We start from the raw sequence: 25,293 nt of genomic DNA, 5'->3' as shown, positions 1-25,293 counted from the left end.
AGGGGCCACGTTTTCAGGGGGACTCCAAAAAATGTATCCGTGCGGGAACTGCCGCGCCGTGGCCGTCGGCCCCGACGGGCGCTGCGCAGCATGCGGGACCTACCAGCAACAGCTCGATCAGCAGCCACCCCAGCAGCCTCAGCCGTATGCCCCTCCCCAGCAGGGGCCCATACCGGCCGCACCGCCGCTCGCCTACCCGGCCGCCCCGGGCATGGGGATGCCGGCCGGAGGCGTGGATCTGCGGCGCGGGCTGTCGACCACACTGGTGGTGCTCTTCGGTGTGGCGATCCCCTCCCTCATCCTTCTTCTCGTGGCGCGTGGTGACCAGTACGGCGTCATCGGGGACATGCTCGACGGCTCGTTCGTGTCCGTGAAGGACCTCGACGACGCCGACGACTTCTATACGGGCGCGGCGGCCATCTACTTCTGCCTCATGGTCGCGATCGTCATCGTATGGGCCATCTGGTTCCGCCGGCTGCGGCTGAACGCCGAGGTGTTCGCCCCCGGGCAGCACCGGTTCAGCAGTGGCTGGGCCGCGGGCTCCTGGTTCACCCCGGTCGTCAACCTCTGGTTCCCCAAGCAGATCGCCAACGACATCTGGCGGGCCAGCTCCCCCCAGGGGCCGCACAATGTGCGCCGCGGACTGCTCAACGGATGGTGGGTGACCTGGATCGTCGGCCTCGTCGCCAACGCCGTCGGCACGATCCGGTACAACACGCTGCGGAGCAAGGTCGAGAGCGACACCTACCAGCCGAGCCTTTCGGAGGCCAGGAGCGACCTCGACGACCTGCACGGCATCCTCGCGCTCGATATGTTCGCGGTCGTCGTCTTCATCGCCGCGGCCATCCTGGCGCTGCTGCTCGTCCGGCAGATCACCGCGATGCAGGAGCAGCGCGCCTCGCTTCCGCCGCAGGTCGGGGGCGTCGCCCCGGCCTATGGCACGCCGCCGGCCGCTCCGTACGGCACGCCTGCCCCGCCCTACGGCACGCCCCCCACACCTCCCTACGGCCCGCCCGGTCCGGCGAACCAGCAGTACCCGCCCTATGGCCACGGCTAGCCTCGGCTACGGCATCGTTGGACCTCCGTTTCTCCGAGTGGGGCAGGTAGAGGGCGTGCAGGGGGACGACGCGGAACTGACAGCCGCGGTGCGCGCGGCGCAGGACGGAGACGAGACCGCTTTCCGGACCGTGTACCGGGCGGTCCACCCTCGCCTCCTCGGGTACGTACGGACGCTGGTCGGCGACGGCGACGCGGAGGACATCACCTCCGAGGCGTGGCTGCAGATAGCCCGCGACCTGGCCAGGTTCAGCGGCGACGCCGACCGCTTCCGCGGCTGGGCCGCGCGGATAGCCCGGAACCGGGCGCTCGACCACATACGGATGCGTGGGCGGCGCCCGGCGATCGGCGGCGACGAGACCGAGCTGGAGGGCCGGGCGTCCGACGCGGACACCGCGGACCAGGCGCTGGAGGCGCTGGGCACCGGCCGAGCCCTCGGGCTGGTCGCCCAGCTGCCGCACGACCAGGCCGAGGCGGTGGTGTTGCGGGTGGTCCTCGGGCTCGACGCCAAGAGCGCGGCCGCGGTGCTCGGCAAACGCCCCGGCGCGGTGCGCACCGCCGCCCACCGGGGCCTGCGGCGTCTGGCCGACCTGCTCGACGCGGGGAAGGGGGCCGAACAAGGGGTACTGGACGGGATCCCGCTGCAGCGGGAGTCACGCAGAGGGACCGCGAGGTCCGCTGGTGTGACGGATTCCGGCGCTCCGACGCAGAAGGACATGTGATGGCCGACGACCACCGCTACAGCTGGCTGGATGACGATGCGGCGGAGCGGTTGCTTCGTGGTGAGCCGGCCTGGGCGCAACCCGGCGACCGCGAAGCCGGGCAGAACGGCGGACAGAGCGCCGGACGGACCGCCGGACAGAACGGCTGGTCGAGCCAGTCGCGGAGCGAAGCGGAGCGGTTGGCCGCCGTGCTCGACGCCGTGGCCGAGATGTCCCGCCCGATAGCGACGGACGGCACCGACGACGGCAAGCCCCTGCCGGGCGAGGAGGCCGCGCTGGCCGCGTTCCGCGCGGTACGGGCCGAGCAGGCGGAGCAGACGGCGCGGGCTGGGAAGGCAGGCCGGGTCGGCCGGGCGGCGCTGCGCAGCGTACGGTTGGGCGCCGACGGCGGCTCGAGACCCCGCAGGACGTTCCGGATGGCGGGCCCGTCGAACGGTCAGGCGCGGCTGCGCAGACCGCTGCATATGGGACTGGTCGCCGCGCTGGCCGGCTGCGCGCTCAGCGGATTCGCGGTCGCGACGGCCGCGGGCGTGCTGCCTTTCGGGCCGCAGGACAGCGCGCCTGGCCCCTCGGTGAGCATGCCGGCCGACACCACTGGGAAGTCGGCCGAGCCCAACATCTCCCCGGACGGCACGACGCCCGGAACCGGAGGATCAGCCGACAACGATGCCAGCGGCGGGGGCCGGCACGGTTCCGGCGGCTCGCCGACGTCACCCGGCCAGGGCCATGAGGCCGAGGGTGGCACGGACGGCAAGGGCGAGGGGAACAACGGCAAGGGCGACCCCTCGGCGCCGGACTCGAACGCGGGCGGCTGGGCGCTCAACGTCTGCCGCGACTATCTGGCGGCGGAGAGCGGCGATGCCGAGGCCGTCGACGCCAAGGACCTGAGCAAGCTGGAGAAGGCGGCGGGCAGCGCGACCGGGATCCACGGTTACTGCGTCGCGGTCGTCAACAACGGGGGCACCAGCGAGGGGACCCCGCGCAGCGGCGACAACGACGGTGACAACGGCGACAGCAGCGGCGACAACAGCGGGAACGGCGACAGCGGTCAGGGCGGCGACTCCGGCAGCGGCGACAACGACAACGGCGGTGGGGGCGACCAGGGAAAAGGGGACGGGGGCACGGGCACTGACAACATCCCGGTGCCCCCTCCTCCGCCTCCGCCACCACCCCCGTCCGACCCTTCTGACCCGTCTGATCCTTCCGACCCGGTGACCGCCGACCCGACCTCGACCGTCGACGACGCGACCGAGAGCGCTGACGACGTCGCAGGTGACAGCACCGGGCACAGCACCGGTGACGGCGCTGGTGACACCGCCGGCGGTGTGGCGGACGACGCCACCGGCTCGGCCCACTGAGGGTCCGGAAACAGGGTGTGACGTTTTTTTCGGCGGTGACGCTGTAAGAAACGGGCCGACTGGTCATCGGCCGGCGCGCGGGAGCCGAGGTTCCCCCCGTACCGACGGCTCCGCGCATATGGCGCGGGCAGGGCACGTTCCCCCGGCCCTGCCCGCGCCCTTCTCTTTGGGCCCGCTTGTGGCCTACGTGTGGCCTACTTGTAGACCACGACCTTGTCACCCGTCCGGACCTGGTCGAAGAGCTTTGCGATCTTGGCCTTGTCCCGTACGTTGACGCAGCCGTGCGAGGCGCCGCTGTAGCCGCGGGCGGCGAAGTCCGCCGAGTAGTGCACCGCCTGACCGCCGCTGAAGAACATCGCGTACGGCATGGGGGTGTGGTAGATCGTCGAGACGTGGTCGCGGCTCTTGAAGTCGACCTGGAACTGCCCTTCCCGCGTCGGGGTGTACTGCGAGCCGAACCGCACATCCATCGCCGAGACGACCTTGCCGTTGACCATCCAGGCCAGCGTCCGGCTCGTCTTGCTGATGCACAGCGCCCGCCCGGTCATACAGCGCGGATCGGGCTTGGCGAGCGGGTTGGTGGTCGGCGGATACAGCTCGTCGCGCGTGGGCCGCTTGGTGGCCGTGCGCAGCGAGTTCCAGGTGCGGCGGTCGACCGAGCCGGTGGCCGACAGGCCGTGGCCGCGCTGATAGGCCAGCACCGAGGAGCGGGTGACCGTGCCGTAGTAGCCGGTCGGGTTGCGGCCGAAGAGACCGAGCGCGCGCAGCCGCGCCTGTAACTCGCGCACCCGCTCACTGCTCGTCCCGAAGGCGATCACGGCGGCGGGCGCCGGTGGGGCGGTCCGCCGCGGTGGCACGGCCCGATGCGTGGGACGTGGCTTGTACGTCGGCTTGTGCCAGGTCCTGTGCGGCCGCGGCTTCGCCGGTGCCGCATGGGCGGGCGCGCTGTGGCTCGTACGCACCTCCGGCCTCGCCCGCGCATGCCCGGCGTCGGCCATGTCCTGCTGTTTGCACCCTGTGACCAGCGTCGCCACCGCAGCCGTGGCGAGCGCCGTACCAGCCACCGATATCCGGTGCATCCTCCCCAACCCCCCAGTCCCGTCTCTGCCCCGGTCTTGTGTTCGCAGTTCGCTGTCGCTATCCGTCTTCCATGCTTCCCGGGGCTGCCGCCCGGCGAACATCGGCGCATGCTGTGAGGAGGGCTCCATCCCCAGTGGTGGACACCGGACCAGCAGGAGACGTGAACCCATGGCGCGCGATTCGGAGTCGGGCTTCCCCATCGAGCCGGTGTACGGGCCCGAGGCGCTGGCCGGCCGGGACCCGGAGGAGGCGCTGGGCGAGCCGGGTGCATACCCGTACACCCGCGGGGTCTATCCCTCGATGTACACCGGCCGCCCCTGGACGATGCGCCAGTACGCGGGCTTCGGCACCGCCGCCGAGTCCAGCGCCCGCTACCGCCGGCTCATCGAGCACGGCACGACGGGCCTGTCCGTCGCCTTCGACCTGCCCACCCAGATGGGCTATGACTCCGACGCCCCGCTCGCCCACGGCGAGGTCGGCAAGGTCGGCGTCGCCATCGACTCGATCGAGGACATGCGGACGCTGTTCGCCGGCATCCCGCTGGACCGCGTCTCGACCTCCATGACCATCAACGCCCCAGCGGCCCTGCTGCTCCTGCTCTACCAACTCGTCGGCGAGGAGCAGGGCGTGGCGGCCCGGGATCTGACCGGGACCATTCAGAACGACGTGCTCAAGGAGTACATCGCGCGCGGCACCTACATCTTCCCGCCGGGCCCCTCGCTGCGGCTCGTCGCGGACGTCTTCAAGTACTGCCGGGCCGAGATCCCCCGCTGGAACACCATCTCCATCTCCGGCTACCACATGGCCGAGGCGGGCGCCTCGCCCGCGCAGGAGATCGCCTTCACGCTGGCCGACGGCATCGAGTACGTCCGTACGGCCCTCGCCGCGGGCATGGCGGTCGACGACTTCGCCCCCCGCCTGTCCTTCTTCTTCGTCTCCCGTACGACGCTCCTCGAAGAGGCCGCCAAATTCCGGGCGGCGCGCAGGATCTGGGCGCGGGTCATGCGCGAGGAGTTCGGCGCCCGCGACCCGAGGTCGCAGATGCTGCGCTTCCACACCCAGACGGCGGGCGTCCAGCTCACCGCCCAGCAGCCCGAGGTGAATCTGGTGCGGGTCGCGGTCCAGGGGCTCGCCGCGGTCCTCGGCGGCACCCAGTCCCTGCACACCAACGCCTACGACGAGGCCATCGCGCTGCCGACCGACAAGTCCGCCCGCCTCGCGCTGCGCACCCAGCAGGTGCTGGCCCTCGAGACGGATGTGACCGCCACGGTCGACCCGCTCGCCGGTTCGTACGCCGTCGAATCGCTGACCGACGCCGTCGAAGCCGCCGCCCTCGATCTGCTGCGGCGGGTCGAGGACCTGGGCGGCGCCGTGGCCGCCATCGAACAGGGCTTCCAGAAGGAGGAGATCGAGCGCAACGCCTACCGCATCGCCCAGGAGACCGACACGGGCGATCGGGTGGTCGTCGGTGTGAACCGCTTCCGGCTGGAGGAGGAAGAGCCGTACGAGCCGCTGCGCGTGGACCCGGCCATCGAGGAACAGCAGCGCAACCGCCTGGCGAAGCTGCGCGCCGAGCGCGACCGTACGGCGGTGGGCGCGGCGCTGTCCGCGCTCAAGAAGGCCGCCGAGAGCGAGGCGGGGGCGGCGAACGTCCTCTACCCGATGAAGGACGCGCTCGCCGCCCGCGCCACGCTGGGGGAGGTCTGCGATGCGCTGCGGGACGTATGGGGTACGTATGTCCCCGCCGATGCCTTCTGACCGGGGCGCGGATTCTGCTCTACTTTCAGGGCCGACTTGGGCCACAGGATTTGAGAACCACGGGGGGCGGGCCGAGATGAGGACCGGATGGGTGCGGGCGCGGGGCGTTGCGGTGGCGGGGCTGCTGCTGGCGGCGTCGGCCGCGACGGGGTGCGACGACGGCGGCAGTGACGGCGCGGGTGAGAGGGGCGGCGCCATTGGTGGGGCCTTCGACCCGCCGAAGAAGGCCCCGTCGGCACCCGGGGGCGGAGACGGCGAGGGCGGCGGCGCCGCGGGTGGCGTGGTGAGCGGGCCGCCGGTGAAGTTCCTCCCGGTCGAGCGGGAGGAGCCCGGGGCCTGCCCGAGCGGCGCCGCCGACGCGTACACGGACACGCCGACGGGCAAGACGGGCGGGGCGACCGGGACGGGCGGGACGGCGTCGGGCGGGGCGACCGAGGCCGCGCCGTCGTGCCTTTACCTCGATCCGGACGGCGGGATGACCGTGCGCCGGACCGAGTCGGCGAAGGCGACCTTCGACACGCAGTACGCCAATGGCTTCATCGTGACCATCGACCTCGCCGACGCGGACGCCAAGCGCTTCGGCGAGTTGACGGGCAAGCTCGCCCAGGAGCAGCCCCCGCGGAACCGGCTGGCGATGGTGCGCGGCGACAAGCTGCTGTCCGCCCCGACCGTCGCTTCCGCCATTCCCGGGGGCAATGTCCAGATCACCGGGTCGTTCGACCGGGACGAGGCGGAGCAGCTGGCGCGGGACCTCGGCGGCGGCTGAGCGGCCGGAACTCCGGTGCTACGTGTGCTCCATGGTCTACGTGTGCTCCATGGTCAGGGTCAGGACGGTGCCGGGTTCGAGGGCCTGGCAGATATGCGGGGCGTCCCCGGGATAGGCGATGTAGTCGCCCGGCCCCAGCTCGACCGGCTCCTCGCTGGGGCCGATGAGCACACGCCCGGCGCTGACCACCGCGTGTTCCACGGTGCCCGGCTGATGCGGATCGGATTCGCGCGGCGGGCCGGGCTCCACATGTACGAGGTAGATGTCCCGGCGGGCGTTCGGCGGGCTGGAGGCCAGCAGGGTGGCCACATAGTTCGAGCGCTCGGACGGCACCGCGATGCCCTCGCCGTGGCGCAGCACGGTCACCGGGGGGCGCGGCGGGTCGACCAGCCTGCTGAACGGCACATCCAGCGTGACACTGATCGCCCAGAGCGTTTCCACACTGGGGTTGCCCGCGCCTGACTCCAGCTGGGACAGCGTGGACTTGGCGATTCCAGCGCGTTTGGCCAGCTCGGACAGGGACAGCCCGGCCCGGCCGCGCTCTTTGCGGATCGAGGCCGCGATCCGTTCCAGCGGGGGGCGGGCCGGCTGGGCTCGTTCGCTCTGTCGGTCCATGCGTTCTCCTTGACGAACGACCGATGGTTTGTTCACCATATCGTCCATGCGTTCGTTGTGGAAAACGGTCCCGCTGGAACGGTGGCTGCTGCGCGATATCGCGATGGTGGGTGTCGCCATCGGCGTCGTGGGCGTGTCCTTCGGGGCGATCGCGGTCTCCCGCGGCGAACCGGCCTGGGTGCCGCTCACCATGTCGCTGACGGTGTTCGCCGCCGGGGCGCAGCTCGCCGCGCTGGACATCGCGCTCGGCGGCGGCGGAACGGCCGCCGCCGTGGCCGCCGGGCTGGTGCTCAACGCCCGGCTGCTGCTGTTCGGCCTGGCCGTCGCCGATGTGCTGGGCGGCGTACGGTGGCCGGCCCGGCTGCTGGGCAGCCATGCGCTGGTCGACCAGTCGGCGGCGTTCGCCCTGGCACAGGGCGAACCGGCGCGGCGCAGAGCCGCGTTCTTCGTCTGCGGCGCGCTGCTGTACGTGATGTGGAACCTTGGCACCCTGCTGGGCGTGGTGGCCGGACGGGCCATGGGCGATCCGGGCGCGCTGGGCCTGGACGCGGCCGAGCCGATGGTCCTGCTGGCCCTGGTCCTCCCGGCGCTGCGCGAGCCACGCACCCGCCGGGCCGCGCTGCTCGGCGCCGCGATCGCCCTGGCCTGCACGCCGTTTCTGCCCGGCGGGCTGCCCGTGCTGGTGGCCCTGGCGGGGGTGGTGGCCGCGCCGGGTGGCGGCACCGGCGGGTCGTATGGCGCGCCGGGGACGGAGGGCCGTACATGACTCCGCTGACCGTACTGCTGCTGGCCGTCGGCACCTTCGGGCTACGGCTGTCCGGCCCGCTGCTCTCGGACCGCATCGAGTTGGGCGAACGGGCCCGGCGAGTGCTGTCCGTATCCGCGACCGTGCTCCTGTGCGCGCTGGTCGCCACTTCCTCCCTCACCGCCGACCACGCCTTCGCCGGCTGGGCCCGGCCCGCCGGGGTGCTGGTGGGCGGGGCGCTGGCGGCCCGGCGGGCGCCGTTCCTCGCCACGGTGCTGGCGGCAGCGGTGACCACCGCGGCGCTCAGGTGGCTCGGCGTGGACTGAGGCGGGGCGGGGGCGGGGGAGTTGGGCCGCTCCGGCGCCCGCTCCCCTTCCTGCTGCCGGCCGTTTTGCGCCGAAGGCGCGAGACGATGCCCGCACGCGGCGTCCGGACCATGCCGTCCAGCGGTCGCCGGCCCGTTCGTCGCGCTCGCGCGCCTCCAGCCCGACGCGCGCCACCACATCCGAAACGCGGACACAGGCGCCTCATCCGGCATATCGGCGCGGGAGTGCGCCCGCCGCGGCCCGCGGCTCGGTCCGCGCTCAAGAGTTGCAAGGGCTCCTTGCAAATGCTCTTTGCAACTCGTAGCCTTCTGGTGTGGCCGAACAACCGCCTGCTCAAGAGATCGCCGATGTCGAGGCGCTGCGCGCCTTCGCGCACCCGATGCGGCAGAAGATCGAGCGATGTCTGCGCCGGGGACCGGCCAACTCTGCCGCGCTGGCACGCGAGTTGGGCGAGAGTACGGGGCTGGTCAGCTACCACCTGCGGCAGCTGGCCAAGCACGGCTTGGTCGAGGAGGTCCCGGAGTTGGCGAAGGGGCGGGAGCGGTGGTGGCGGGCGGTGCCGGGGGACCGGCGGTACCCGCCGTACAGCCGACAGACGCCGGAGATGCGTGAGGCACTGACCGAGATGCATCGGCTCAACCTCGCCGAACTGATCGACTCCGCCCGGCGGTTCGAGGAGGCGCGCGACACGCTGGGGCCTTGGGCTGACGCGGCGCTCTTCTCGCGCGCCACGCTCCGGGTCGATCCCGCCCAACTCCGCGCGTTCTTCGAAGAGTACATCGCGCTCCTCTACCGGTACTCGGCTCCGGAATCGGGGAACGCGCCCGAGGCGCGGACCGTGCTCGTCCGGCTGCTCGGAATTCCCGAGACCGACTGACCGCACGCGGCCCAACCGACAACGAAGGGGAACGCACGCCGTGCTGCTCTCGGCTACGTCCAGATCACCGATACGCGCCGGACTGGCCTTGTTGGCCGGGGTGTTGGCCGCTGCCCTCCTCCTGCTGGCCGCGCCCATGGCGTACGCCCGCGGGGACGGGCTGGTCCGCCAGGACGTCACCTTCCGGGGCGGGGGTGGGCTCGTCCTGCACGGCACCGTCCTCAGCAGGGACGGAGCATCCGGCCCGGAACCTGGCATCGTGCTCGTCGGCGGCTCGGGCTCCGGGCCCCGGGAGGAGTACCGGCAGGAGGCCGAGGCGTTCGCCCGGGCCGGGATCACCACGCTCGTCTACGACAAGCGGACCGTCGGCTACTCCCTGCTCCACCGGGACTTCGGCCTGCTGGCCGACGACGCGCTGGCCGGAGTGCGGTTGTTGCGGTCCAGGACCGGGGTGAACCCACGCCAAGTCGGGCTGTGGGGGTTCAGTGAGGGGGGCTGGGTGGCGCCGCTGGCCGCATCGCGCTCGACCGACGTCGCGTTCGTCGTCACCATCGGCGGCTCCGGCTACGACCCGCTGCGTACCGAGACCTGGAACCTCGCCACGCATCTGCGCCACCAAGGGGTGGGCGGACCGTTCCGTCGCACCGTGGCCGGCCCCGCCGCCCAATTCCTGGGCTCGACCGGCCTGTTCCCCGCGGCTGGCTATGACCCCTTGCCGGTGCTGGAGCAGCTCCACCGAACGCCGGTACTGGCGCTGTGGGGTGATCACGACACGCAGGTGCCGCCCCAGGAGAGCGCACGGATCTTCCGCGAGGCCCTGGCCCGTGCGGGCAACCAGCACGCCGTCATCGGCTTCGTCGCCGGCGGTGCACACAACGGGCACCGCACGTCGGACGGGTTCGACCGGATCGGCGGCCCGCGCTTCCATGGCAAGGAGCTGGGGGAGCTGACCCCGCGCTATGCGCAGACCATGACCTCATGGGTACGGGCCGTGGCCGCCGGCCACCCACCGGCGTCGAGCGCCGCGCCCGCACCCGGGCAGGCACTCGCCACCACCCCCGTACCTGGCCACGTCTGGTATGCCTGGCTCGCCCCGGCGCTGCTCCTCCTCGGCTTCGCCGCCTATCCGGTGAGCGCCCTCCTGCGCCGGGGCCCGGTCCTGCGCCCGGTGCGGTGGTTGGCCGGGCTCGGTTTGCTGGCGGTCGTGACGACCGTGGCCTGTTCGATCGCCGTGTTCGTCGCGGGGAACGGTGCGACCGCGCCCGTGGTGTGGGGCCGTCCGGCTCTGTGGCTGGTGGCACAGGGGCTTGCCGTCGCCGTGGTGGTGTCCGCCGGTGTCTCGGCCGTCGCACTCCGGCGCCGACGGCTGACGTCGAGCTGGGCGGCCTGGCTGCGTCTGGCGCCGGTCGGGCTGGCCGCGGTCGGCTTCGTACCGTGGGCGGTGTGGTGGGGTATTGCCGCGTGACGGGGCGAGGCGGCGCGAGGCGGGGCCGTCAGTCCGTGAGCGGCTGCGGCGAGCCCGTGACCAGCCGCGAGTGGATCCGTACGCCCGGGCAGGCGTCCGTCAGGGCCGCGGTGAGCGCGTCCCCGGCGGCGGTCAGGGCGGCGTCGTCCATGGGGCCGAGGGCGTCGAGGACGAACATGGCGCGGGTGGTGGCGTGGGTCAGCCGGGTGCGGGTGCACTGGCGCCAGTTCCAGCGGCGGCAGGTGACCCCCGCGTCGTCGCGCCAGACCACCTCGCCCGGCGCGGGGTGCTCCACGACGGCCTCGCCGCCGGCCGTGGTCTCGAAGGTCTCGTCGCCGGCGGCGCGGACCAGGCGCGCCGGTCCGGCGTAGTGGTCCAGGTCCTCGCCGCCGAGCGGCAGGACATGGGCGACGGAGATCGCGTTGTAGATATCGGTGAGCCGGTCCACCCGGGGCAGCCCGGCGGCCACCCGGCGCAGCAGCGCCTCCGCGCTGGGCCGCGTGCGCTGCGGCTTCGCGCCGAAGGCGCGGAACGCCTCGCGCCAGGCGGCGAGGTGCGGATGCTCCTCCACAGGCCCGTCGCCCAGCAGGTCACGCGCCGTGGCCTCCGCCGCCGCGAGCATGCCCTCGCTGAAGTCGTCGCTGGGGCCGGGGCGCAGCCCCTCGGCGGTGATGAGGAGCGCGCGGTAGTCGGGGCGCAGCGCGAGGACGGCCGGGTCGATGGTGGCCGAGTCGAGCCATTTCGCCGCGTCGAGTGTCACGGTTCGCGTCTCCCTGTGTAGTTCACTATTTATAACGATGGAGTACAGCGTACTGGACGGAGCCGGTTCATCGCAGGACTCGCGTCCCGGGGCAAGGTGCACTCAACTCCACCCGAGGACGGCGGGCTCCCCACATGGTGGCGAGCGGCCCGACACGGAATCCTTTAACACATGACGACATACACCACCGGCCGTGGGCCGCACCGCAGCGAACCGACCGCCTCCGCCCCGCTCGCCGCCCCGGCCCCCGCCCCCGCCCCCGCCTCAGCGGGCATGGCGGCGCCGACCGGCCCGGACCCCGTCGGCATGGTCTCCCTGCCCCTGGTCGACCGCGACCGGCCCGAGCCCGGGGTGCGGTCCAAGCCGTTCCGCGAGCTGATGGTCGACGTCCGCTACCCGGCCCGTGAGGTCGAGCGGTACGAGCGGACCCCGGGGACCTTCGTCCACGAGGACGCCCCGCCCGCGCTGGACCCCAGCGGCCCGCGCCCGGTGGTGCTCCACTCGCCCGGCGTCGGCGAGGCGTATGCGCCCAGCCCGCTCGCCGAGGAGCTGGCCTCGCACGGCTATGTGGTCGTGACCATCGTCCACGACGACGCGCGGGCGGCCGGGTTGCCGGACGCCGGGATGGCGGACGCCGGGATGGCGGACGACCGGGTGGCGGACGTCCGGTTCGTACTCGACCAGCTGATCTCGCTCGCCCCCGGCGTACTGGACCTGTCCAGGGTCGGGCTGGTCGGCCGGTCCACAAGGGCCAGGGCGGTGGGCCGCCCCGCGGACCTGGCGACCCTGTACGACGATCCGAGGATCACGGCGATCGCCGATCTGGACGGAAACCTGGCGGCTTCGGCGGACGGCCCGCGTACGCCCGTCGTGGCGTTCTTCGACCGCCGGCTGCGCGGCGGCGAGGAGACGGCCGTCGCGGCTACAGCAGCCCGAGCTGGACGGTGAGCATCGCGATGCAGACGGTCAGAACCCAGCCGAGGATGGTCTCCAGCGGCCCGTCTTCGGACGGTCCGCCGGTACGAGGCAGGAAACGGGTGCGGCGTGCCGCGATGTCGGTCATGCGGGTGTCCTTGTCGCTCAGCGATGATTCGGCATGAGGCAGCCGTCACCCCGCCCAGGGTGCGCATGGGCGTCCCGTGCGGTAAAGGGGGAGTGGCCGAACTCACGAGCACCGGTTCCAGCCCGCCGGGCGCGGGCGAAGCGAGTCGAGGAGGTCCGCCGTGACCAGCGTCATTCCGAAAGGCTTGAGCGAGCAGGTCCGCGCGCTGGCCGGCGGTGAGGTGTCCTCCCGTGCGCTGGTCGAGCGGGCGCTGGTCCGTATCGCCGGGACACAGGGCACGCTCAACGCCTTCCGGCGGGTACGCGCCGAGGCCGCGCTCCGCGAGGCCGACGAGGCCGACCGGCTGCTGGCGGCCGGGCAACGGCTGCCGCTGCTGGGGGTGCCGATCGCGGTCAAGGACGATACGGACGTGGCGGGCGAGCCGACCGCCTTCGGGTGCTGCGGGGAGTTCCCGCCCAAGACCGAGGACTCCGAGGTGGTGCGGCGGCTGCGGGCCGCCGGTGCCGTCATCGTGGGCAAGACGAACACACCAGAGCTGGGGCAGTGGCCGTTCACGGAAGGGCCCGCCTTCGGCGTGACACGCAATCCCTGGAACCCGGACTACACCCCGGGCGGCTCCTCCGGCGGAGCCGCGGCCGCTGTGGCCGCGGGTCTGGTGCCCGCCGCGCTCGGTTCGGACGGGGCCGGTTCGGTCCGTATCCCGGCCGCCTGGAGCCATCTGATCGGCATCAAACCGCAGCGCGGCCGGATCTCCACCTGGCCGTACGCCGAGGCGTTCAACGGCATCACCTGCAACGGCCCCCTCGCCCGCACCGTCGAGGACGCCGCCCTGCTGCTGCACGCGGCGACCGGCAACCGCCCGGGCGATCTGCACCAGCCGCCGCCCGTGGACGTGCTCTCCGCCGTACGCCGCGACCCGGGGCGGCTGCGCATCGCGCTCTCCCTGAAACCCCCCTTCACCGGTACGCACAAGCACCTCGACCCGGTCGTCCGGGCCGCCGTCCTGCGGCTCGCCGAGCGGCTCGCGGCCCTGGGCCACGACGTCGTGGCGGCCGAGCCGCGCTACGGGGCCGGGGTCGGCCTGTCCTTTCTGCCACGGGCGATGGTGGGCCTGTGGGAGTGGTCCGGACACGTCCCGGACCGGGCCCTGCTGGACGTACGCACCCTCACCGCCGTCCGGCACGGCAGGCTCCTGGGCGGGCGGCCGCTGCGCCTGGCCCGAGCCGCCGAAGAGCCGCTGCGGCGCAGGGTCGGGGCGATCTTCTCGCGCGACGGCGACCGCGACGGCTACGGCTTCGATGTGGTGCTCTCCCCGACGACCGCGACGCCACCGCTGCGGATCGGGGCCCTGGCCGAGCTGAACTCCTGGCACACCGACCGCGCGACGATCGCGGCCTGCCCGTACGCCTGGCCGTGGAACGTCCTGGGGTGGCCGGCCGTGAACGTACCGGCCGGATTCGTCGGCGAGGACGGCACCCTGCCGCTCGGCGCCCAGCTCCTGGGCCCCGCCAACAGCGAGCCGCGGCTGATCTCGCTCGCCGCGCAGCTGGAGGCCGACCAGCGGTGGTACGAGCGCTGGCCGGCGGGGGCCGCGGGCGGGGTACTGGGGCGCTAGGCCCAGCACGTCCTTACGGCGCCAGGATGTCCAGCTCCCGCAGCGCGCCGACCGTGATCTCCCGCGTGTACGCCTCCGCCAGCGCCGCGTCCCGCGCCCGTACGGCCTCGGCGACCCGTACGTGCAGGGTGACCGCTTCCGGGTCCGGGTCGCTGAACATCACCTGGTGCTCGGTGCGCCCCGTCAGCACCTCCGCGACCACGTCGCCGAGGCGCGCGAACATCTCGTTGCCCGAGGACTTGAGGATCACCCGGTGGAACGCGATGTCGTGGATCAGGTAGGCGGGCAGCTGCTGGCCGCGTGAGGTGGCCACCATGTTGAGCGCGTGTTCGGTGAGCTCGGCGCACTGCTCGGGGGTGGCGTGCTCGGCGGCCAGCGCCGCCGCGGCCGGTTCGATCGCCGAGCGCAGCGCGGTCAGCGAGCGCAGCTGGCGCGGCCGGTCGGCGCCCGCCAGCCGCCAGCGGATGACCTGTGGGTCGAAGACGTCCCACTCGTCGGCCGGGCGCACCGTGACCCCGACCCGGCGGCGGGATTCCACCATGTGCATGGACTCCAGGACGCGCACCACCTCGCGTACGACGGTCCGGGAGACGTCGAAGCGCTGTTCCAGCTCGTCCGTACGCAGCACGGTGCCTGGTGGATATTCGCCTGCGGTGATCGCGGGCCCGAGGGATGCCAGCACACGCGCGTGCTGTCCCCGCCCCTGGTTGTCCATGGGCTCAGCCTACGTGGCGAGCCGCACCCCAAATAAGTATGACTTTTAGGTCACGGACTCTTGAATACGTCGTACCTGTGGGGTTGAGTGTGCCGCGGCGCCGAGGTCGAAGAAGACAGCGCCGGAGAAGACAGCGAGGTATCGATGCAGACCCCCCAGGTTGTCGTCGTCATGGGCGTGTCCGGTACGGGCAAGTCCACGGTCGGCGAGCGGCTGGCAGCCGAGCTCGGCGTTCCGTACGCCGAGGCCGACGACTTCCACCCCCCGGCCAACATCGCCAAGATGTCGGCCGGTGTCCCGCTCGACGACGACGACCGCCGACCCTGGCTGGACGCCATCGGCGCGTGGGCCCACGAACACTCCGTGGGCGGTGGAGTGGTCAGCTGCTCCGCACTCAAGCGCGCCTACCGCGACCGGCTCCGCGCCGCCGCCCCCGACGTCTTCTTCCTCCATCTCACCGGCGATCGCGATCAGATCGCCCAGCGGATGGAGGCCCGTAAGGGCCACTTCTTCACCAGCAAGATGCTCGACTCGCAGCTGGCCACCCTCGAACCGCTGCAACCGGACGAGAACGGTGTCGCGGTGGACATCACCCCGGACCCCGAGACCGTCACGGAGCGTGCCGTCGCCGTACTGCGACGGCTCGAAGTGCAGCGCTAGCGCCCGCCCCGTCCCCCTCTCCATCCCCTCCGCCCCGTCCCCGGGCCGTATCTGGCATACCCGGATAAACAAACGTACGGCCAACACACGCACGCAAAGGAAGCCTCCGTGACCAGTCTCAGCGTCGAGATGCTGGCAGCGGATCCCGTCGACCCGATCACGTCGGCCGGTCACGCCCAGCTGGGAATCGCCGTCCTCGTCGGCATCGCCGTCATCGTCCTCCTCATCACCAAGTTCAAGCTGCACGCCTTTCTGTCGCTGACCATCGGCTCACTGGCCCTCGGCGCCGTCGCGGGCGCGCCGCTGGACAAGGCGATCGCCAGCTTCACGGCCGGGCTCGGCACTACGGTCGCGGGCGTCGGCGTGCTGATCGCGCTCGGCTCCATACTCGGCAAGCTCCTCGCGGACTCCGGAGGAGCGGACGAGATCGTCGACACGATCCTCGCCAAGGCGAACAACCGCACCATGCCGTGGGCGATGGCGCTGATCGCGGGCATCATCGGGCTGCCGCTCTTCTTCGAGGTCGGCATGGTGCTGCTGATCCCGGTCGTGCTGCTGGTCGCCAAGCGCGGCAACTACTCGCTGATGCGTATCGGTATCCCGGCCCTCGCCGGTCTGTCCGTCATGCACGGCCTGGTGCCGCCGCACCCCGGCCCGCTCGCCGCGATCGACGCGGTCAAGGCCAACCTGGGCGTCACCCTGGCGCTCGGTGTGCTGGTCGCGCTGCCCACCGTCGTGATCGCCGGACCGCTCTTCGCGCGTGTCGCCGCCCGCTGGGTGGATGTCACCCCGCCCGACCGGCTGATCCCGGCCCGTCCCTCGGAGGAGCTGGAGCGCCGCCCCGGGTTCGGGGTCACCGTGGCCACGGTGCTGCTGCCCGTCGTCCTGATGCTCGGCAAGGCGCTCGTCGACATCGTCGTGGACGACCCTTCGAGCGGCGTCCAGCGGGTTGCCGACGTCGTCGGCTCGCCGCTGATCGCGCTGCTCGCGGCCGTCATCGTCGGGATGTTCACGCTCGGCCGGGCGGCCGGCTTCACCAAGGACCGGCTGACGTCCACGGTCGAGACCTCGCTCGCCCCCATCGCCTCCATCCTGCTGATCGTCGGCGCGGGCGGCGGCTTCAAGGCGACGCTGGTCGACATCGGCGTCGGCGACATGATCATGGACGTCTCCAAGGACTGGAACGTCTCCGCGCTGCTGCTCGGCTGGCTGATCGCGGTGGGCATCCGGCTGGCGACCGGCTCGGCGACCGTGGCCACGATCTCCGCCGCCGGTCTGATGGGCCCGCTCGCGGCCGATATGAGCACCACGCACACCGCGCTGCTCGTCCTCGCCATCGGCGCCGGGTCGCTGTTCTTCAGCCATGTCAACGACGCCGGGTTCTGGCTGGTCAAGGAGTACTTCGGGATGAGCGTCGGCCAGACCGTACGGACCTGGTCGGTGATGGAGACCATCATCTCCGTCGTCTCGCTCGGCTTCGTCCTGCTGCTCTCACTGGTCATCTAGCGACCTGGTCACCCGGCCGTCCAGATACCGCTCATCCAGCGAACTGGGGGAACGCATACCCATGGCGACACATCCGCTCTTCGACATCGCGGGCCGCACCGCCCTTGTCACCGGCTCCAGCCGGGGCATCGGCCATGCGCTCGCCCGGGGCCTGCTGGAGGCGGGCTGCACGGTGGTGCTCAACGGCCGTGACCCGGAACGGCTCAAGGCCGCGGCGGCCGAGCTCACCGAAAGCGCCGGCTCCGTGGAGGCGACGGGGAGCACCACGACCGTCCACACCGCCGCCTTCGACGTCACCGACGGCCCCTCCGTCACCGCGGGGATCGCCGAGGTGGAGGAGCGGGTCGGCCCGCTCGACATCCTGGTCAACAACGCGGGTATGCAGAACCGCGCCCCGCTGCTGGAGTTCACCGACGCCGCCTGGCACCAGATCCTGGACACCAACCTCACCAGCGCGTTCCTGGTGGGCCGTGAGGTCGCCCGGCGGATGACCGAGCGCGGACACGGAAAGATCGTCAACATCTGCTCACTGCAGAGCGAGGTGGTGCGCCCCGGTATCGCCCCCTACGCGGCCACCAAGGGCGCGCTGAAGATGCTGACCAAGGGCATGTGTGCCGACTGGGGCCCGTACGGAATCCAGGTCAACGGGCTGGGCCCCGGCTATATCGAGACGGAGCTGACCCGGCCGCTCGTCGAGGACGAGAAGTTCAGCGCCTGGGTGCGCGGCCGGACCCCGGCGGGCCGGTGGGGGCGCACCGAGGACCTGGTCGGCGCGCTGCTGTATCTCGCGTCCCCCGCGGCGGACTTCGTGAGCGGGCAGATCCTGTACGTAGACGGCGGCATGACGAGCGTGCTCTGAACACGGATGAGCACAGAGAGGTGTGGGTGGAGGACATGGTGCTTGGCTGTGTGATCCATGGGCAGGGCGATCTGCGCGTCGACGAACTCCCCGAGCCGACCCCGGCTCCCGGACAGGCCGTCGTCGCGATCCGCTACGGCGGGATCTGCGGATCCGATCTGCACTACCACCGCCACGGCGGGGTCGGCGACTTCCGGCTGAGCGAGCCGATGGTGCTGGGCCACGAAATCGTCGGCACGGTCGTCGGATACGGCGAGGGCGCGAGCGGACCCGCGCCCGGTACGCCCGTCGCCGTCCACCCGGCCACGCCCTGCGGGGTGTGCCCCGAGTGCGCGGACGGCCGGGCCAACGTCTGCCGCGACACCCGCTACCTGGGCAGCGCCGCGCGGACCCCGCACGTCCAGGGCGGCTTCGCGGGCCGTATAGCCGTCCCGGCGGAGCAGTTGCGGGCCCTGCCCGAGGGTCTTGAGCTGCGCCGCGCCGCGCTCGCTGAGCCGCTCGCGGTCGGCCTGCACGCGGTACGGCGCGCGGGTGATCTCAAGGGCCGTCATGTGCTGGTCACGGGCGCCGGGCCGATCGGCTGTCTGGTCGTGGCCGCGGCGCGCGCGGCGGGCGCCGCGCGGATCACGGTGACCGATCTGCTGCCGCGGGCTCTGGAGTTCGCGGCCTCGGCCGGGGCCACCGCATGCGTACGGGCCGACGACCCGGCCGACCCGAACTGGCCGGACGACGGCGAGGTGGACGTCGCGATCGAGGCGTCCGGCGTGGCGGCCGGCCTCGACACCTGTGTGCGCCTGATCCGGCGCGGCGGTGTCGTCGTACAGCTGGGCATGCTGCCGCCCGGGCAGAGCCCGATCGCGGGGAACCTGCTGGTCAGCCGGGAGATCGAGGTGCGCGGGGCGTTCCGCTTCCACGCGGAGTTCGATGACGCGCTGCGGCTGCTGGCGGCCGAGCCGTCCCTGGAGTCGCTGATCAGCGCGGTCCGGCCGGTACGGGAGTCGGTCGACGCCTTCGCGCTGGCCGCCGACCGCAGCCGCTCCTGCAAGGTGCTGCTGGAGTTCGGCGAGGAGTAGAGCGGTACGGGGTGGACGGCGTGGCGGAGAGGGATCCGCCACGCCGTCCGTCGTGTGTGGATGTGGATGCGGATCCGCCACATGCCATGGACATGTCTAGGCCAATCGTGGCAGGCTTTCCGCGGCGCGGGTTGGACAACGTTGTCGGGCCGGCTCGCGCGGCAATCCGAACGCACCACGCACCCCCCTCAACGGACGTGGAGCCCCTTCCATGAGACGTGCCATCACCTTCTTAAGCGCGATAACCGTCGCCGCCATGGGCTGGACCCTCGGTACCGCCCAGGCCGTGCCCTCGCCGCCCCCGCCGCCCCGGTCCGCGCAGGAGACCTCCTTCTCCGCCGAGCAGCAGCGGTCCGCGCTGCGCTTCTGGACCGCCGAACGCCTGCGCACCGCACGGGACGTCACCACACCGCGCCAGACCGGCGCGTCGGCCGCCGGACCGTCGGCCGCCGGACCGCGGGTGACGGTCCCCCCGGTGTCCGCGCCCAAATCCGTGTCGCCCTCGGGCACCGCCCCCTCGGGCACCGCCCCCTCGGTGGCCGCCTCCTCGCCCACCCCCTGGACCGGGGGCGGCCTGATCGGCACCACGGCCGGCAAGGTGTTCTTCCAGAACGCCTCCGGAGGCACGTTCGCCTGCTCGGCCACCGTCGCCAACGCCGACAACAAGTCCGTCGTCCTCACCGCCGGGCACTGCGTCGTGGACGCGGGCAGCGGAGAGGTCTACCGCAACTGGGTCTTCATCCCGGGCTACGCCAACGGCAACCGCCCCTTCGGCACCTTCACCGCCAGGTCGCTGTTCCACCTCGGGCAGTACGTCTCCACGCGCGGCGACGCCAACTGGGACCTCGCCTTCGCCGTCATGGGCCAGGTGAACGGACGGTCACTGGTCGACACCGTCGGCGCCCAGGGCATCGCCTTCAACTCGCCCACCGGCCGCCACGTCCACTCCTTCGGCTACGGAGGCTCGGCCGCGGAGGGCAACGGCGAGCGCCTGAACCACTGCGAGGGCGACGAGTACCCCGACGCGGGGCGGCCCGGCTCCACGATGTGGGGCATCGACTGCGTACAGACCGGGGGTTCGAGCGGCGGCGGCTTCCTGGCCGACTTCGACACCTCGAACGGCGGCGGCTACCTCGTCGGCAACATCAGCGTGAGCGCGGGCAACAACGAGTACCACCCGACCCTCGGGAACGAGGCGCTGGATCTGTACCGCCAGGCGGGCGCGGCCTAGCCGCCGAGCCCGGCCAGATAGTCACCTAGCCCGGCTTCCTCGTCCGCCGCGAAACCGACGTAGCCGTCGGGGCGGACGAGGAAGAGCCCGCGCTCCCCGTAACCGGCGCGGATATGCCCGTCGGGGTCGAGAAGATGACCTGGGCGCCCCGCCGGGCCGCCGATCCGGTACGTACGGACGAAGTCCGCGCGGACGGGCGGGAGTTCGGTGTCGCCGAGGGCCAGCAGCGTGAAATGCGGGCCACGGAAGGCGTCGAACAGGCGGAACGGCTCGCCGTCGGGCCGGGCGCACGGCGCGTCCGGGGCCCGGTCGCCCGCGCGCGGACTCCCGTACCCGTCCGCAGCGCCTTCCGGCGCGGGCCGTCGGTCCACCGCCAGTCGGCCGCCGCGGTAGTTCAGCCCGAGCTGTCGCACTTCGGGCCCGCGGCGCTCCCCCTCCTCGTCACCCGCCCGATGGGCGCGGTGGATACGGGTGCTGATGCCGAGCACCCTGGCGGCGACCGGCAGCCGCTCCTCCTCGTAGGTGTCCAGCAGAGCCGGGTCCGCCCCGTGTCGCAGCACTTGGCCGAGCTTCCAGCCGAGGTTGTACGCGTCCTGCACGCTGGTGTTGAGGCCCTGGCCGCCCGCGGGGGAGTGGATGTGCGCCGCGTCCCCCACCAGGAAGACCCGGCCCTCGGCGAATCGCTCCGCCATCGCCGCCCGCGCCCGGAAGTCCGAGGCCCACGACACCTCGCGCACATCGGACGCCGCGAGGTGGGTGCGCTCGGCGATCAGCTGCCGCACCGCCTCGGCCGAGGTGTCCGGCGCGGCGTCGGCGTCGGCGTCCTCGTATCGGGCGAATAGCTGGAAGTGGTCGGTCCCGGCGAGCGGGCACAGCGCGACCGTGCCGCCCTTCGCCTTCGGCCATGCGTGCCAGTGGCCGCGGTCGAGCCGGTCATCGTCCAGTCGGACGTCGGCGACCAGCATCGGGCTGGGATCCACGGTCTCGCCGGTCATGGGGATGCCGAGTGCCCTGCGTACGGTACTGCGGCCACCGTCGGCGGCCACCAGATAGGCGGCCCGTACGGTGGCGGCCGAGCCGTCGGCGCGGGACAGCCGCGCCTCGACGCCGTCGGCGTTCTGCGTCAGGCCGGTGAGCTCGGTGCCGAACTCGACCGATCCGCCCAGCTCTTGGAGCCGCGCGTACAGCAGCCGCGCGGTGCGCCACTGCGGGACCATCCACATGTCCGCGTACGGCGCGCCCGGCGTCGGCCGGTCCCGTTCGAGCATGTCGTGCGTGCCGAGCCGCGTGCCGTCCTCCCAGCCCAGCACCAAGGGATACGGCCCGCCCGCCCGCCGCACCGCGTCGATCACTCCCAGGTCGTCGAAGACCTCCTGCGTCCGCGGGTTCAGCCCCTTGCCACGCGACCCGGGGAACAGGTCGGCCCCCCGCTCGACCACGCGGGCGCGCACGCCGCGCCGGGCCAGGTCGATGGCGAGGGTCAGACCGGAGGGCCCGGCCCCGACGATCAGCACCGCTTCCTTAACGTTGTTAAGTTCCATGTCCCGAGAGTGCCCTTAACGGCGTTAAATTGTCAAGCGTCATCGGCCGGGGGACGGCCTGGGAGAATCGGCGCATGGCGACGCGACTGGACCGCACGCAGGTGGTGGACACCGCGCTGCGGCTGCTGAACGAGGTGGGTCTCGAAGGGCTCACGCTGCGCCGGATCGCCAAGGAGCTGAACGTCCAGGCGCCCGCCCTCTACTGGCACTTCAAGAACAAGCAGGCCCTCCTCGACGAGATGGCCACCGCCATGTACCGCGAGATGGCGGCCGGTGCGGCGGCGGCCCCCGCCGCCACCTGGCAGGAGCGCGTCGCGGACGCCCAGCGGGCGCTGCGCCGCGCGCTCCTGCGCTACCGCGACGGCGCCAAGGTCTTCAGCGGCAGCCATTTCACGGACACCTCACACGCCCCCGGCCAGAACGAGCACCTGCGCGCACTCGTCGCGGCGGGCTTCACCCCCGGCACCGCCGCCCGCGCCTCCTTCGTCGCGTACGCGTTCACCCTCGGGTTCGTGATCGAGGAACAGGCGGTGCAGCCGATGCCCGGCGAGCGGGCGGAGGGCTACGACGTCCAGGAGCGCGCGAAGCTCATCGGCGAGGAGTACGCGCTGGCGGCGGAGGCGGGCGCGGATCTGTTCACGGATTACGAGGCGCGCTTCGAGGAGGGGCTGCGCGCCATCGTCGCGGGCATCGAGGCGACCATGGGCCCTGACGCGCGGTCTTGAGGCGCGGTCTTGAGGCGCGGTCTTGAGGCACGGCCTTGAGGCGCCCGGCCCGGTGCCCTGCACAATGACTGCATGACACACCGAATCGAGGCCGACAGCGAGGCCGACGCCGAGGTCGACGCCGACACGGATGCCGCGACCGCGCACGCGTGGGCCGCCCTCGGCGGCGCCCCGGACCTGCTGGAGAAGGTGTCGTACGTCCCCGCCGGCGGTGTTCTGCCCGCCCGCCTGCCCGTACGCGAGCTGGCCCGGGCCACCGTCGGAGCGTGCTCCCTCGCCGCCGCCGAACTCGCGGCGCGGCGGTCCGGGGGAGCGATCCCGGCCGTACGGGTGGCGGAGGCCGCGGTGGCCACCGCGTTCATCAGCGAGCGGCATCTGCGGATCGACGGCCGGAAGCCGACGAACTTCGCGCCGCTGTCCGGCTTCTGGCGCGCGGCCGACGGCTGGGTGCGCACCCACGCCAACTATCCACACCACCGCGCCCGCCTGCTACCCGCCCTCGGGATAGCCGACGACGGCGATGAGGACGTGCTGGTCAAGCGCCTCGCGGAGGAGCTGGCGGCCCGCCCGGCGCAGTGGATCCAGGAGACGGTGTACCAAGCGGGCGGCCTGGCCGTAGCGGTAGCGCCGCCGCCGCGGCTCACCACCGGGGCCGCCGCAGCGACCACCACCGGGGCCGCGGGAGAGCCTGGCACCGGGGCCGCCGCAGAGACCGCCATCCCGCTGCCCGGTCCCGCGTTGATCGAGGCCCGCCACATCGGAGAAGCCGCTGCCCGTCCCCTGCCGCCCGCGCCCCTGCCCGCGAGCGGCGTACGGGTCCTGGACCTGACCCGGGTCATCGCCGGCCCCGTGGCCACCCGCACCCTGGCGCTGCTCGGCGCGGACGTACTGCGTATCGACTCCCCGCACCTTCCGGAGGACCCGGACGCCCACGCCGACACCGGCTTCGGCAAGCGCTCCACCCGGCTGGACCTCGCCGACCCCCGGGACCGGCAGACCTTCGAGGAACTGCTCGACCGCGCCGATGTCGTGGTCACCGGCTACCGCCCGGGCGCCCTCGACCGCTTCGGCCTCGCCCCCGACGCCCTGCTGGAACGCCGCCCCGGACTCGTCGTCGCCCAGGTGTCCGCATGGGGCTGGTCCGGCCCGTGGGCCGGACGGCGCGGTTTCGACAGCCTGGTCCAGGCCGCATGCGGTATCGCCGCCCTCGAAGCCGCCCCCGACGGCCACCCCGGCGTACTGCCCGCGCAGGCCCTGGACCACGGCACGGGCTATCTGCTCGCCGCCGGGGTCCTGCGGTCCCTGGCCGAACGCCAGGAGAGCGGCGGCGGACACCATCTGCGCTTCTCCCTGGCCGCCATGGCCTCCTGGCTGATGCACGGCATCACCCGCGACACGCTTGCCACCACCGCCGCCCCGTACGACCCCGCGCCCTGGCTGACCGAACGCCCCGCCCCGTACGGCCGGCTGCGCTACGCACGCCCACCCCTCGGCCACGCCGACGCCCCCCGCGACTGGGCCCATCCGCCGACCCTCTGGGGCACCGACGCCCCGGTCTGGCTCTGACACTTCACGCGCGTTTGATTGCTTGAAGCGCACTTGAAGCTCCTAGCGTGACCGGCATGAGCAACGTCATCGAAAGCAGCGCCATCGAACCGATCAGCAAGGTCGAACTGGGCACCGGCGGTCCCCTCGTCGGTGTCCAGGGCTTCGGCGCCATGGGCATCAGCCACGCCTACGGACAGACGGACGACGCGGCCGCCCGCGACACCCTGGAGGCCACCGTCGAGGCGGGCGTCACCCTCATCGACACCGCCGATCTGTACGGCATCGGTGCCAACGAGGAATTCCTCGCGCCGTTCGTCGCCGCGCACCGCGACGTGATCACCCTGGCCACCAAGTTCGGCGTCGAGCGCCGCGCCGACGACCCGGGCTACCGGGCCATCCGCAACGATCCCGCTTACGTCAAAAAGGCCGTCGAGGCGAGCCTGCGCCGCCTGAACGTCGAGGTCATCGACCTCTACTACATGCACCGCCGCGACCCCGCCGTCCCGTTCACCGAGTCCGTCGGCGCCATGGCCGACCTGATCCGGGCAGGCAAGGTCAAGCACCTCGGCCTGAGCGAGGTCACCGGCGCCGAACTGCGCGAGGCGCACGCGGTGCACCCGATCACCGCCCTGCAGTCCGAGTGGTCGCTCTTCAGCCGGGACGCCGAGCGCAGCGCGGTGGGCGCGGCCGCCGAGCTCGGCGTCGCCTTCGTGCCGTACTCGCCGCTCGGCAGGGGCTTTCTGGCCGGCGCCTTCGCCGACGCGGGCAAAGACCTCTCCAGCGACGACTTCCGGCAGTCCCAACCCCGCCTCACCGGCGACAACGCCAAGACGAACGCCGCCCTCCTGGCCCCCCTCCACCGGATCGCAGCCGACCACGGCGCCACCACCGCCCAGATCGCCCTGGCCTGGGTCCAGCAGCGGGCCCGGACCCACGGCCTGACCGTCGTCCCGATCCCCGGGACCCGTAAGCGCAGCCGCCTTCTTGAGAACGCCGCGGCCACCCGGATCACGCTGACCCCCGAAGAACTGGCGCTGCTTGAGCCGATCGCCGGCCGGGTGGCGGGCGACCGCGAAGCGGACATGTCGCTCACCTCAGCGGCCCGAGAGGGCTAGCGCTCTGCACCGTTTGACGGCCTACTCCGAGTGTGCCCACGCCGTGAAGGAGCTGGTGGCTCGCTGCCAGATGATCGCCGCCGCTCTGCACTGTCGGAGACGCTTGGGCTGCTC

The 25,293-nt window shown here is 72.4% G+C and carries 25 protein-coding genes; 19 read left to right on the top strand and 6 right to left on the bottom strand.

Going from position 1 to position 25,293, the window contains the following annotated elements:
• Window positions 1-58: 58 nt before the first annotated feature.
• Genes ACFV2X_RS32940 through ACFV2X_RS32930 form a run of 3 tightly spaced genes read left to right on the top strand, consistent with a single transcriptional unit; the run spans window position 59 to window position 3,136 of the window.
• Window positions 59-1,057, top strand: coding sequence for a DUF4328 domain-containing protein (locus tag ACFV2X_RS32940; RefSeq protein ID WP_385623579.1), 999 nt, complete (start codon window positions 59-61; stop codon window positions 1,055-1,057).
• A gap of 55 nt (window positions 1,058-1,112) precedes the next feature.
• On the top strand, window positions 1,113-1,778 hold the full coding sequence (locus tag ACFV2X_RS32935; RefSeq protein WP_385623577.1) for an RNA polymerase sigma factor: 666 nt from the start codon (window positions 1,113-1,115) through the stop codon (window positions 1,776-1,778).
• Entirely contained in the window at window positions 1,778-3,136 is a 1,359-nt protein-coding gene (locus ACFV2X_RS32930) for a hypothetical protein (RefSeq protein WP_385623575.1), read from the top strand. Before ACFV2X_RS32935 ends, ACFV2X_RS32930 begins: the two co-directional genes overlap by 1 nt.
• A gap of 194 nt (window positions 3,137-3,330) precedes the next feature.
• Here ACFV2X_RS32930 and ACFV2X_RS32925 read toward each other — a convergent pair whose 3' ends face one another.
• Window positions 3,331-4,215, bottom strand: coding sequence for a L,D-transpeptidase family protein (locus ACFV2X_RS32925; protein ID WP_385623572.1), 885 nt, complete (start codon window positions 4,213-4,215; stop codon window positions 3,331-3,333).
• A gap of 169 nt (window positions 4,216-4,384) precedes the next feature.
• Here ACFV2X_RS32925 and ACFV2X_RS32920 point away from each other — a divergent pair, with 169 nt between their 5' ends.
• Together ACFV2X_RS32920 and ACFV2X_RS32915 are read left to right on the top strand one after the other, a co-directional pair.
• Complete coding sequence (locus ACFV2X_RS32920; protein WP_385623571.1) at window positions 4,385-5,974, top strand: methylmalonyl-CoA mutase; 1,590 nt, start codon at window positions 4,385-4,387, stop codon at window positions 5,972-5,974.
• Between the two features lie 76 nt (window positions 5,975-6,050).
• A complete protein-coding gene (locus tag ACFV2X_RS32915) occupies window positions 6,051-6,740 on the top strand; it encodes a hypothetical protein (protein ID WP_385623569.1) in 690 nt (229 codons plus the stop codon).
• Between the two features lie 36 nt (window positions 6,741-6,776).
• Here ACFV2X_RS32915 and ACFV2X_RS32910 read toward each other — a convergent pair whose 3' ends face one another.
• Entirely contained in the window at window positions 6,777-7,355 is a 579-nt protein-coding gene (locus tag ACFV2X_RS32910; RefSeq protein ID WP_385623567.1) for a helix-turn-helix domain-containing protein, read from the bottom strand.
• Between the two features lie 46 nt (window positions 7,356-7,401).
• On the opposite strand from ACFV2X_RS32910, the gene ACFV2X_RS32905 reads away from it, so the two are divergent.
• From ACFV2X_RS32905 to ACFV2X_RS32890, 4 genes are all read left to right on the top strand, one after another.
• Window positions 7,402-8,121, top strand: coding sequence for an AzlC family ABC transporter permease (locus tag ACFV2X_RS32905; RefSeq protein ID WP_385623565.1), 720 nt, complete (start codon window positions 7,402-7,404; stop codon window positions 8,119-8,121).
• Window positions 8,118-8,426 carry an AzlD domain-containing protein gene (locus ACFV2X_RS32900; RefSeq protein ID WP_385623562.1) on the top strand — a complete coding sequence of 103 codons (309 nt, stop codon included), beginning with the start codon at window positions 8,118-8,120 and terminating at the stop codon, window positions 8,424-8,426. Before ACFV2X_RS32905 ends, ACFV2X_RS32900 begins: the two co-directional genes overlap by 4 nt.
• A 313-nt stretch (window positions 8,427-8,739) precedes the next feature.
• Window positions 8,740-9,303 carry an ArsR/SmtB family transcription factor gene (locus ACFV2X_RS32895; protein ID WP_385623560.1) on the top strand — a complete coding sequence of 188 codons (564 nt, stop codon included), beginning with the start codon at window positions 8,740-8,742 and terminating at the stop codon, window positions 9,301-9,303.
• A 40-nt stretch (window positions 9,304-9,343) separates the two neighbouring features.
• Window positions 9,344-10,768 (top strand): alpha/beta hydrolase family protein, encoded by a 1,425-nt coding sequence (locus ACFV2X_RS32890; protein ID WP_385623557.1) that lies wholly within the window; start codon window positions 9,344-9,346, stop codon window positions 10,766-10,768.
• Between the two features lie 28 nt (window positions 10,769-10,796).
• Here ACFV2X_RS32890 and ACFV2X_RS32885 read toward each other — a convergent pair whose 3' ends face one another.
• The gene (locus tag ACFV2X_RS32885; protein ID WP_385623556.1) at window positions 10,797-11,528 is read right to left on the bottom strand and encodes a B3/4 domain-containing protein; all 732 of its coding nucleotides are present in this window, start codon (window positions 11,526-11,528) and stop codon (window positions 10,797-10,799) included.
• Window positions 11,529-11,699: 171 nt separating this feature from the next.
• Here ACFV2X_RS32885 and ACFV2X_RS32880 point away from each other — a divergent pair, with 171 nt between their 5' ends.
• Window positions 11,700-12,476, top strand: coding sequence for a hypothetical protein (locus tag ACFV2X_RS32880; RefSeq protein WP_385623554.1), 777 nt, complete (start codon window positions 11,700-11,702; stop codon window positions 12,474-12,476).
• Here the strand turns inward: ACFV2X_RS32880 and ACFV2X_RS32875 are convergent.
• Window positions 12,451-12,591: an SCO1431 family membrane protein gene (locus ACFV2X_RS32875; protein ID WP_385623551.1), complete on the bottom strand. Its 141-nt coding sequence runs from the start codon at window positions 12,589-12,591 to the stop codon at window positions 12,451-12,453. The genes ACFV2X_RS32880 and ACFV2X_RS32875 overlap by 26 nt on opposite strands.
• A 160-nt stretch (window positions 12,592-12,751) precedes the next feature.
• On the opposite strand from ACFV2X_RS32875, the gene ACFV2X_RS32870 reads away from it, so the two are divergent.
• Window positions 12,752-14,206: an amidase gene (locus ACFV2X_RS32870; protein WP_385623549.1), complete on the top strand. Its 1,455-nt coding sequence runs from the start codon at window positions 12,752-12,754 to the stop codon at window positions 14,204-14,206.
• A 13-nt stretch (window positions 14,207-14,219) separates the two neighbouring features.
• Here the strand turns inward: ACFV2X_RS32870 and ACFV2X_RS32865 are convergent, their stop codons facing one another.
• On the bottom strand, window positions 14,220-14,921 hold the full coding sequence (locus ACFV2X_RS32865) for a FadR/GntR family transcriptional regulator (RefSeq protein WP_385623547.1): 702 nt from the start codon (window positions 14,919-14,921) through the stop codon (window positions 14,220-14,222).
• Between the two features lie 144 nt (window positions 14,922-15,065).
• On the opposite strand from ACFV2X_RS32865, the gene ACFV2X_RS32860 reads away from it, so the two are divergent.
• The 5 genes from ACFV2X_RS32860 to ACFV2X_RS32840 all read left to right on the top strand — a co-directional run bounded on the left by ACFV2X_RS32860 (window position 15,066) and on the right by ACFV2X_RS32840 (window position 20,250).
• Complete coding sequence (locus ACFV2X_RS32860; RefSeq protein WP_385623545.1) at window positions 15,066-15,581, top strand: gluconokinase; 516 nt, start codon at window positions 15,066-15,068, stop codon at window positions 15,579-15,581.
• Window positions 15,582-15,689: 108 nt separating this feature from the next.
• Window positions 15,690-17,087 carry a gluconate:H+ symporter gene (locus ACFV2X_RS32855; protein ID WP_385623543.1) on the top strand — a complete coding sequence of 466 codons (1,398 nt, stop codon included), beginning with the start codon at window positions 15,690-15,692 and terminating at the stop codon, window positions 17,085-17,087.
• A 61-nt stretch (window positions 17,088-17,148) separates the two neighbouring features.
• Entirely contained in the window at window positions 17,149-17,946 is a 798-nt protein-coding gene (locus ACFV2X_RS32850; protein ID WP_385623541.1) for an SDR family oxidoreductase, read from the top strand.
• A 35-nt stretch (window positions 17,947-17,981) separates the two neighbouring features.
• Entirely contained in the window at window positions 17,982-19,019 is a 1,038-nt protein-coding gene (locus tag ACFV2X_RS32845; protein WP_385623644.1) for an L-idonate 5-dehydrogenase, read from the top strand.
• A gap of 211 nt (window positions 19,020-19,230) precedes the next feature.
• Window positions 19,231-20,250, top strand: coding sequence for a trypsin-like serine peptidase (locus tag ACFV2X_RS32840; RefSeq protein ID WP_385623539.1), 1,020 nt, complete (start codon window positions 19,231-19,233; stop codon window positions 20,248-20,250).
• On the opposite strand, the gene ACFV2X_RS32835 is transcribed toward ACFV2X_RS32840, so the two are convergent.
• Window positions 20,247-21,791, bottom strand: a complete 1,545-nt coding sequence (locus tag ACFV2X_RS32835; protein WP_385623536.1) for an FAD-dependent monooxygenase — start codon at window positions 21,789-21,791, stop codon at window positions 20,247-20,249. The genes ACFV2X_RS32840 and ACFV2X_RS32835 overlap by 4 nt on opposite strands.
• A gap of 74 nt (window positions 21,792-21,865) precedes the next feature.
• Here ACFV2X_RS32835 and ACFV2X_RS32830 point away from each other — a divergent pair, with 74 nt between their 5' ends.
• From ACFV2X_RS32830 to ACFV2X_RS32820, 3 genes are all read left to right on the top strand, one after another.
• Window positions 21,866-22,516, top strand: coding sequence for a TetR/AcrR family transcriptional regulator C-terminal domain-containing protein (locus ACFV2X_RS32830; protein ID WP_385623534.1), 651 nt, complete (start codon window positions 21,866-21,868; stop codon window positions 22,514-22,516).
• 72 nt (window positions 22,517-22,588) lie between these two features.
• On the top strand, window positions 22,589-24,082 hold the full coding sequence (locus ACFV2X_RS32825) for a CoA transferase (protein WP_385623532.1): 1,494 nt from the start codon (window positions 22,589-22,591) through the stop codon (window positions 24,080-24,082).
• 56 nt (window positions 24,083-24,138) lie between these two features.
• Window positions 24,139-25,179, top strand: coding sequence for an aldo/keto reductase (locus ACFV2X_RS32820; RefSeq protein WP_385623531.1), 1,041 nt, complete (start codon window positions 24,139-24,141; stop codon window positions 25,177-25,179).
• The last annotated feature ends 114 nt before the right edge of the window (window positions 25,180-25,293 follow it).

It is taken from the genome of Streptomyces sp. NPDC059679 (assembly GCF_042734105.1).
Taxonomy (GTDB): Bacteria; Actinomycetota; Actinomycetes; order Streptomycetales; family Streptomycetaceae; genus Streptomyces.
This window is presented reverse-complemented; position numbering and strand designations above follow the sequence as displayed.

Bases quoted from the DNA above. Each gene is read 5' to 3' on its own strand.
- ACFV2X_RS32930 (WP_385623575.1), top strand. From the start codon at position 1,778: ATGGCCGACGACCACCGCTACAGCTGGCTGGATGACGATGCGGCGGAG.
- ACFV2X_RS32925 (WP_385623572.1), bottom strand. From the start codon at position 4,215: ATGCACCGGATATCGGTGGCTGGTACGGCGCTCGCCACGGCTGCGGTG.
- ACFV2X_RS32920 (WP_385623571.1), top strand. From the start codon at position 4,385: ATGGCGCGCGATTCGGAGTCGGGCTTCCCCATCGAGCCGGTGTACGGG.
- ACFV2X_RS32915 (WP_385623569.1), top strand. From the start codon at position 6,051: ATGAGGACCGGATGGGTGCGGGCGCGGGGCGTTGCGGTGGCGGGGCTG.
- ACFV2X_RS32910 (WP_385623567.1), bottom strand. From the start codon at position 7,355: ATGGACCGACAGAGCGAACGAGCCCAGCCGGCCCGCCCCCCGCTGGAA.
- ACFV2X_RS32905 (WP_385623565.1), top strand. From the start codon at position 7,402: ATGCGTTCGTTGTGGAAAACGGTCCCGCTGGAACGGTGGCTGCTGCGC.
- ACFV2X_RS32900 (WP_385623562.1), top strand. From the start codon at position 8,118: ATGACTCCGCTGACCGTACTGCTGCTGGCCGTCGGCACCTTCGGGCTA.
- ACFV2X_RS32880 (WP_385623554.1), top strand. From the start codon at position 11,700: ATGACGACATACACCACCGGCCGTGGGCCGCACCGCAGCGAACCGACC.
- ACFV2X_RS32875 (WP_385623551.1), bottom strand. From the start codon at position 12,591: ATGACCGACATCGCGGCACGCCGCACCCGTTTCCTGCCTCGTACCGGC.
- ACFV2X_RS32865 (WP_385623547.1), bottom strand. From the start codon at position 14,921: ATGGACAACCAGGGGCGGGGACAGCACGCGCGTGTGCTGGCATCCCTC.
- ACFV2X_RS32860 (WP_385623545.1), top strand. From the start codon at position 15,066: ATGCAGACCCCCCAGGTTGTCGTCGTCATGGGCGTGTCCGGTACGGGC.
- ACFV2X_RS32850 (WP_385623541.1), top strand. From the start codon at position 17,149: ATGGCGACACATCCGCTCTTCGACATCGCGGGCCGCACCGCCCTTGTC.
- ACFV2X_RS32845 (WP_385623644.1), top strand. From the start codon at position 17,982: ATGGTGCTTGGCTGTGTGATCCATGGGCAGGGCGATCTGCGCGTCGAC.
- ACFV2X_RS32840 (WP_385623539.1), top strand. From the start codon at position 19,231: ATGAGACGTGCCATCACCTTCTTAAGCGCGATAACCGTCGCCGCCATG.
- ACFV2X_RS32835 (WP_385623536.1), bottom strand. From the start codon at position 21,791: ATGGAACTTAACAACGTTAAGGAAGCGGTGCTGATCGTCGGGGCCGGG.
- ACFV2X_RS32830 (WP_385623534.1), top strand. From the start codon at position 21,866: ATGGCGACGCGACTGGACCGCACGCAGGTGGTGGACACCGCGCTGCGG.
- ACFV2X_RS32825 (WP_385623532.1), top strand. From the start codon at position 22,589: ATGACACACCGAATCGAGGCCGACAGCGAGGCCGACGCCGAGGTCGAC.
- ACFV2X_RS32820 (WP_385623531.1), top strand. From the start codon at position 24,139: ATGAGCAACGTCATCGAAAGCAGCGCCATCGAACCGATCAGCAAGGTC.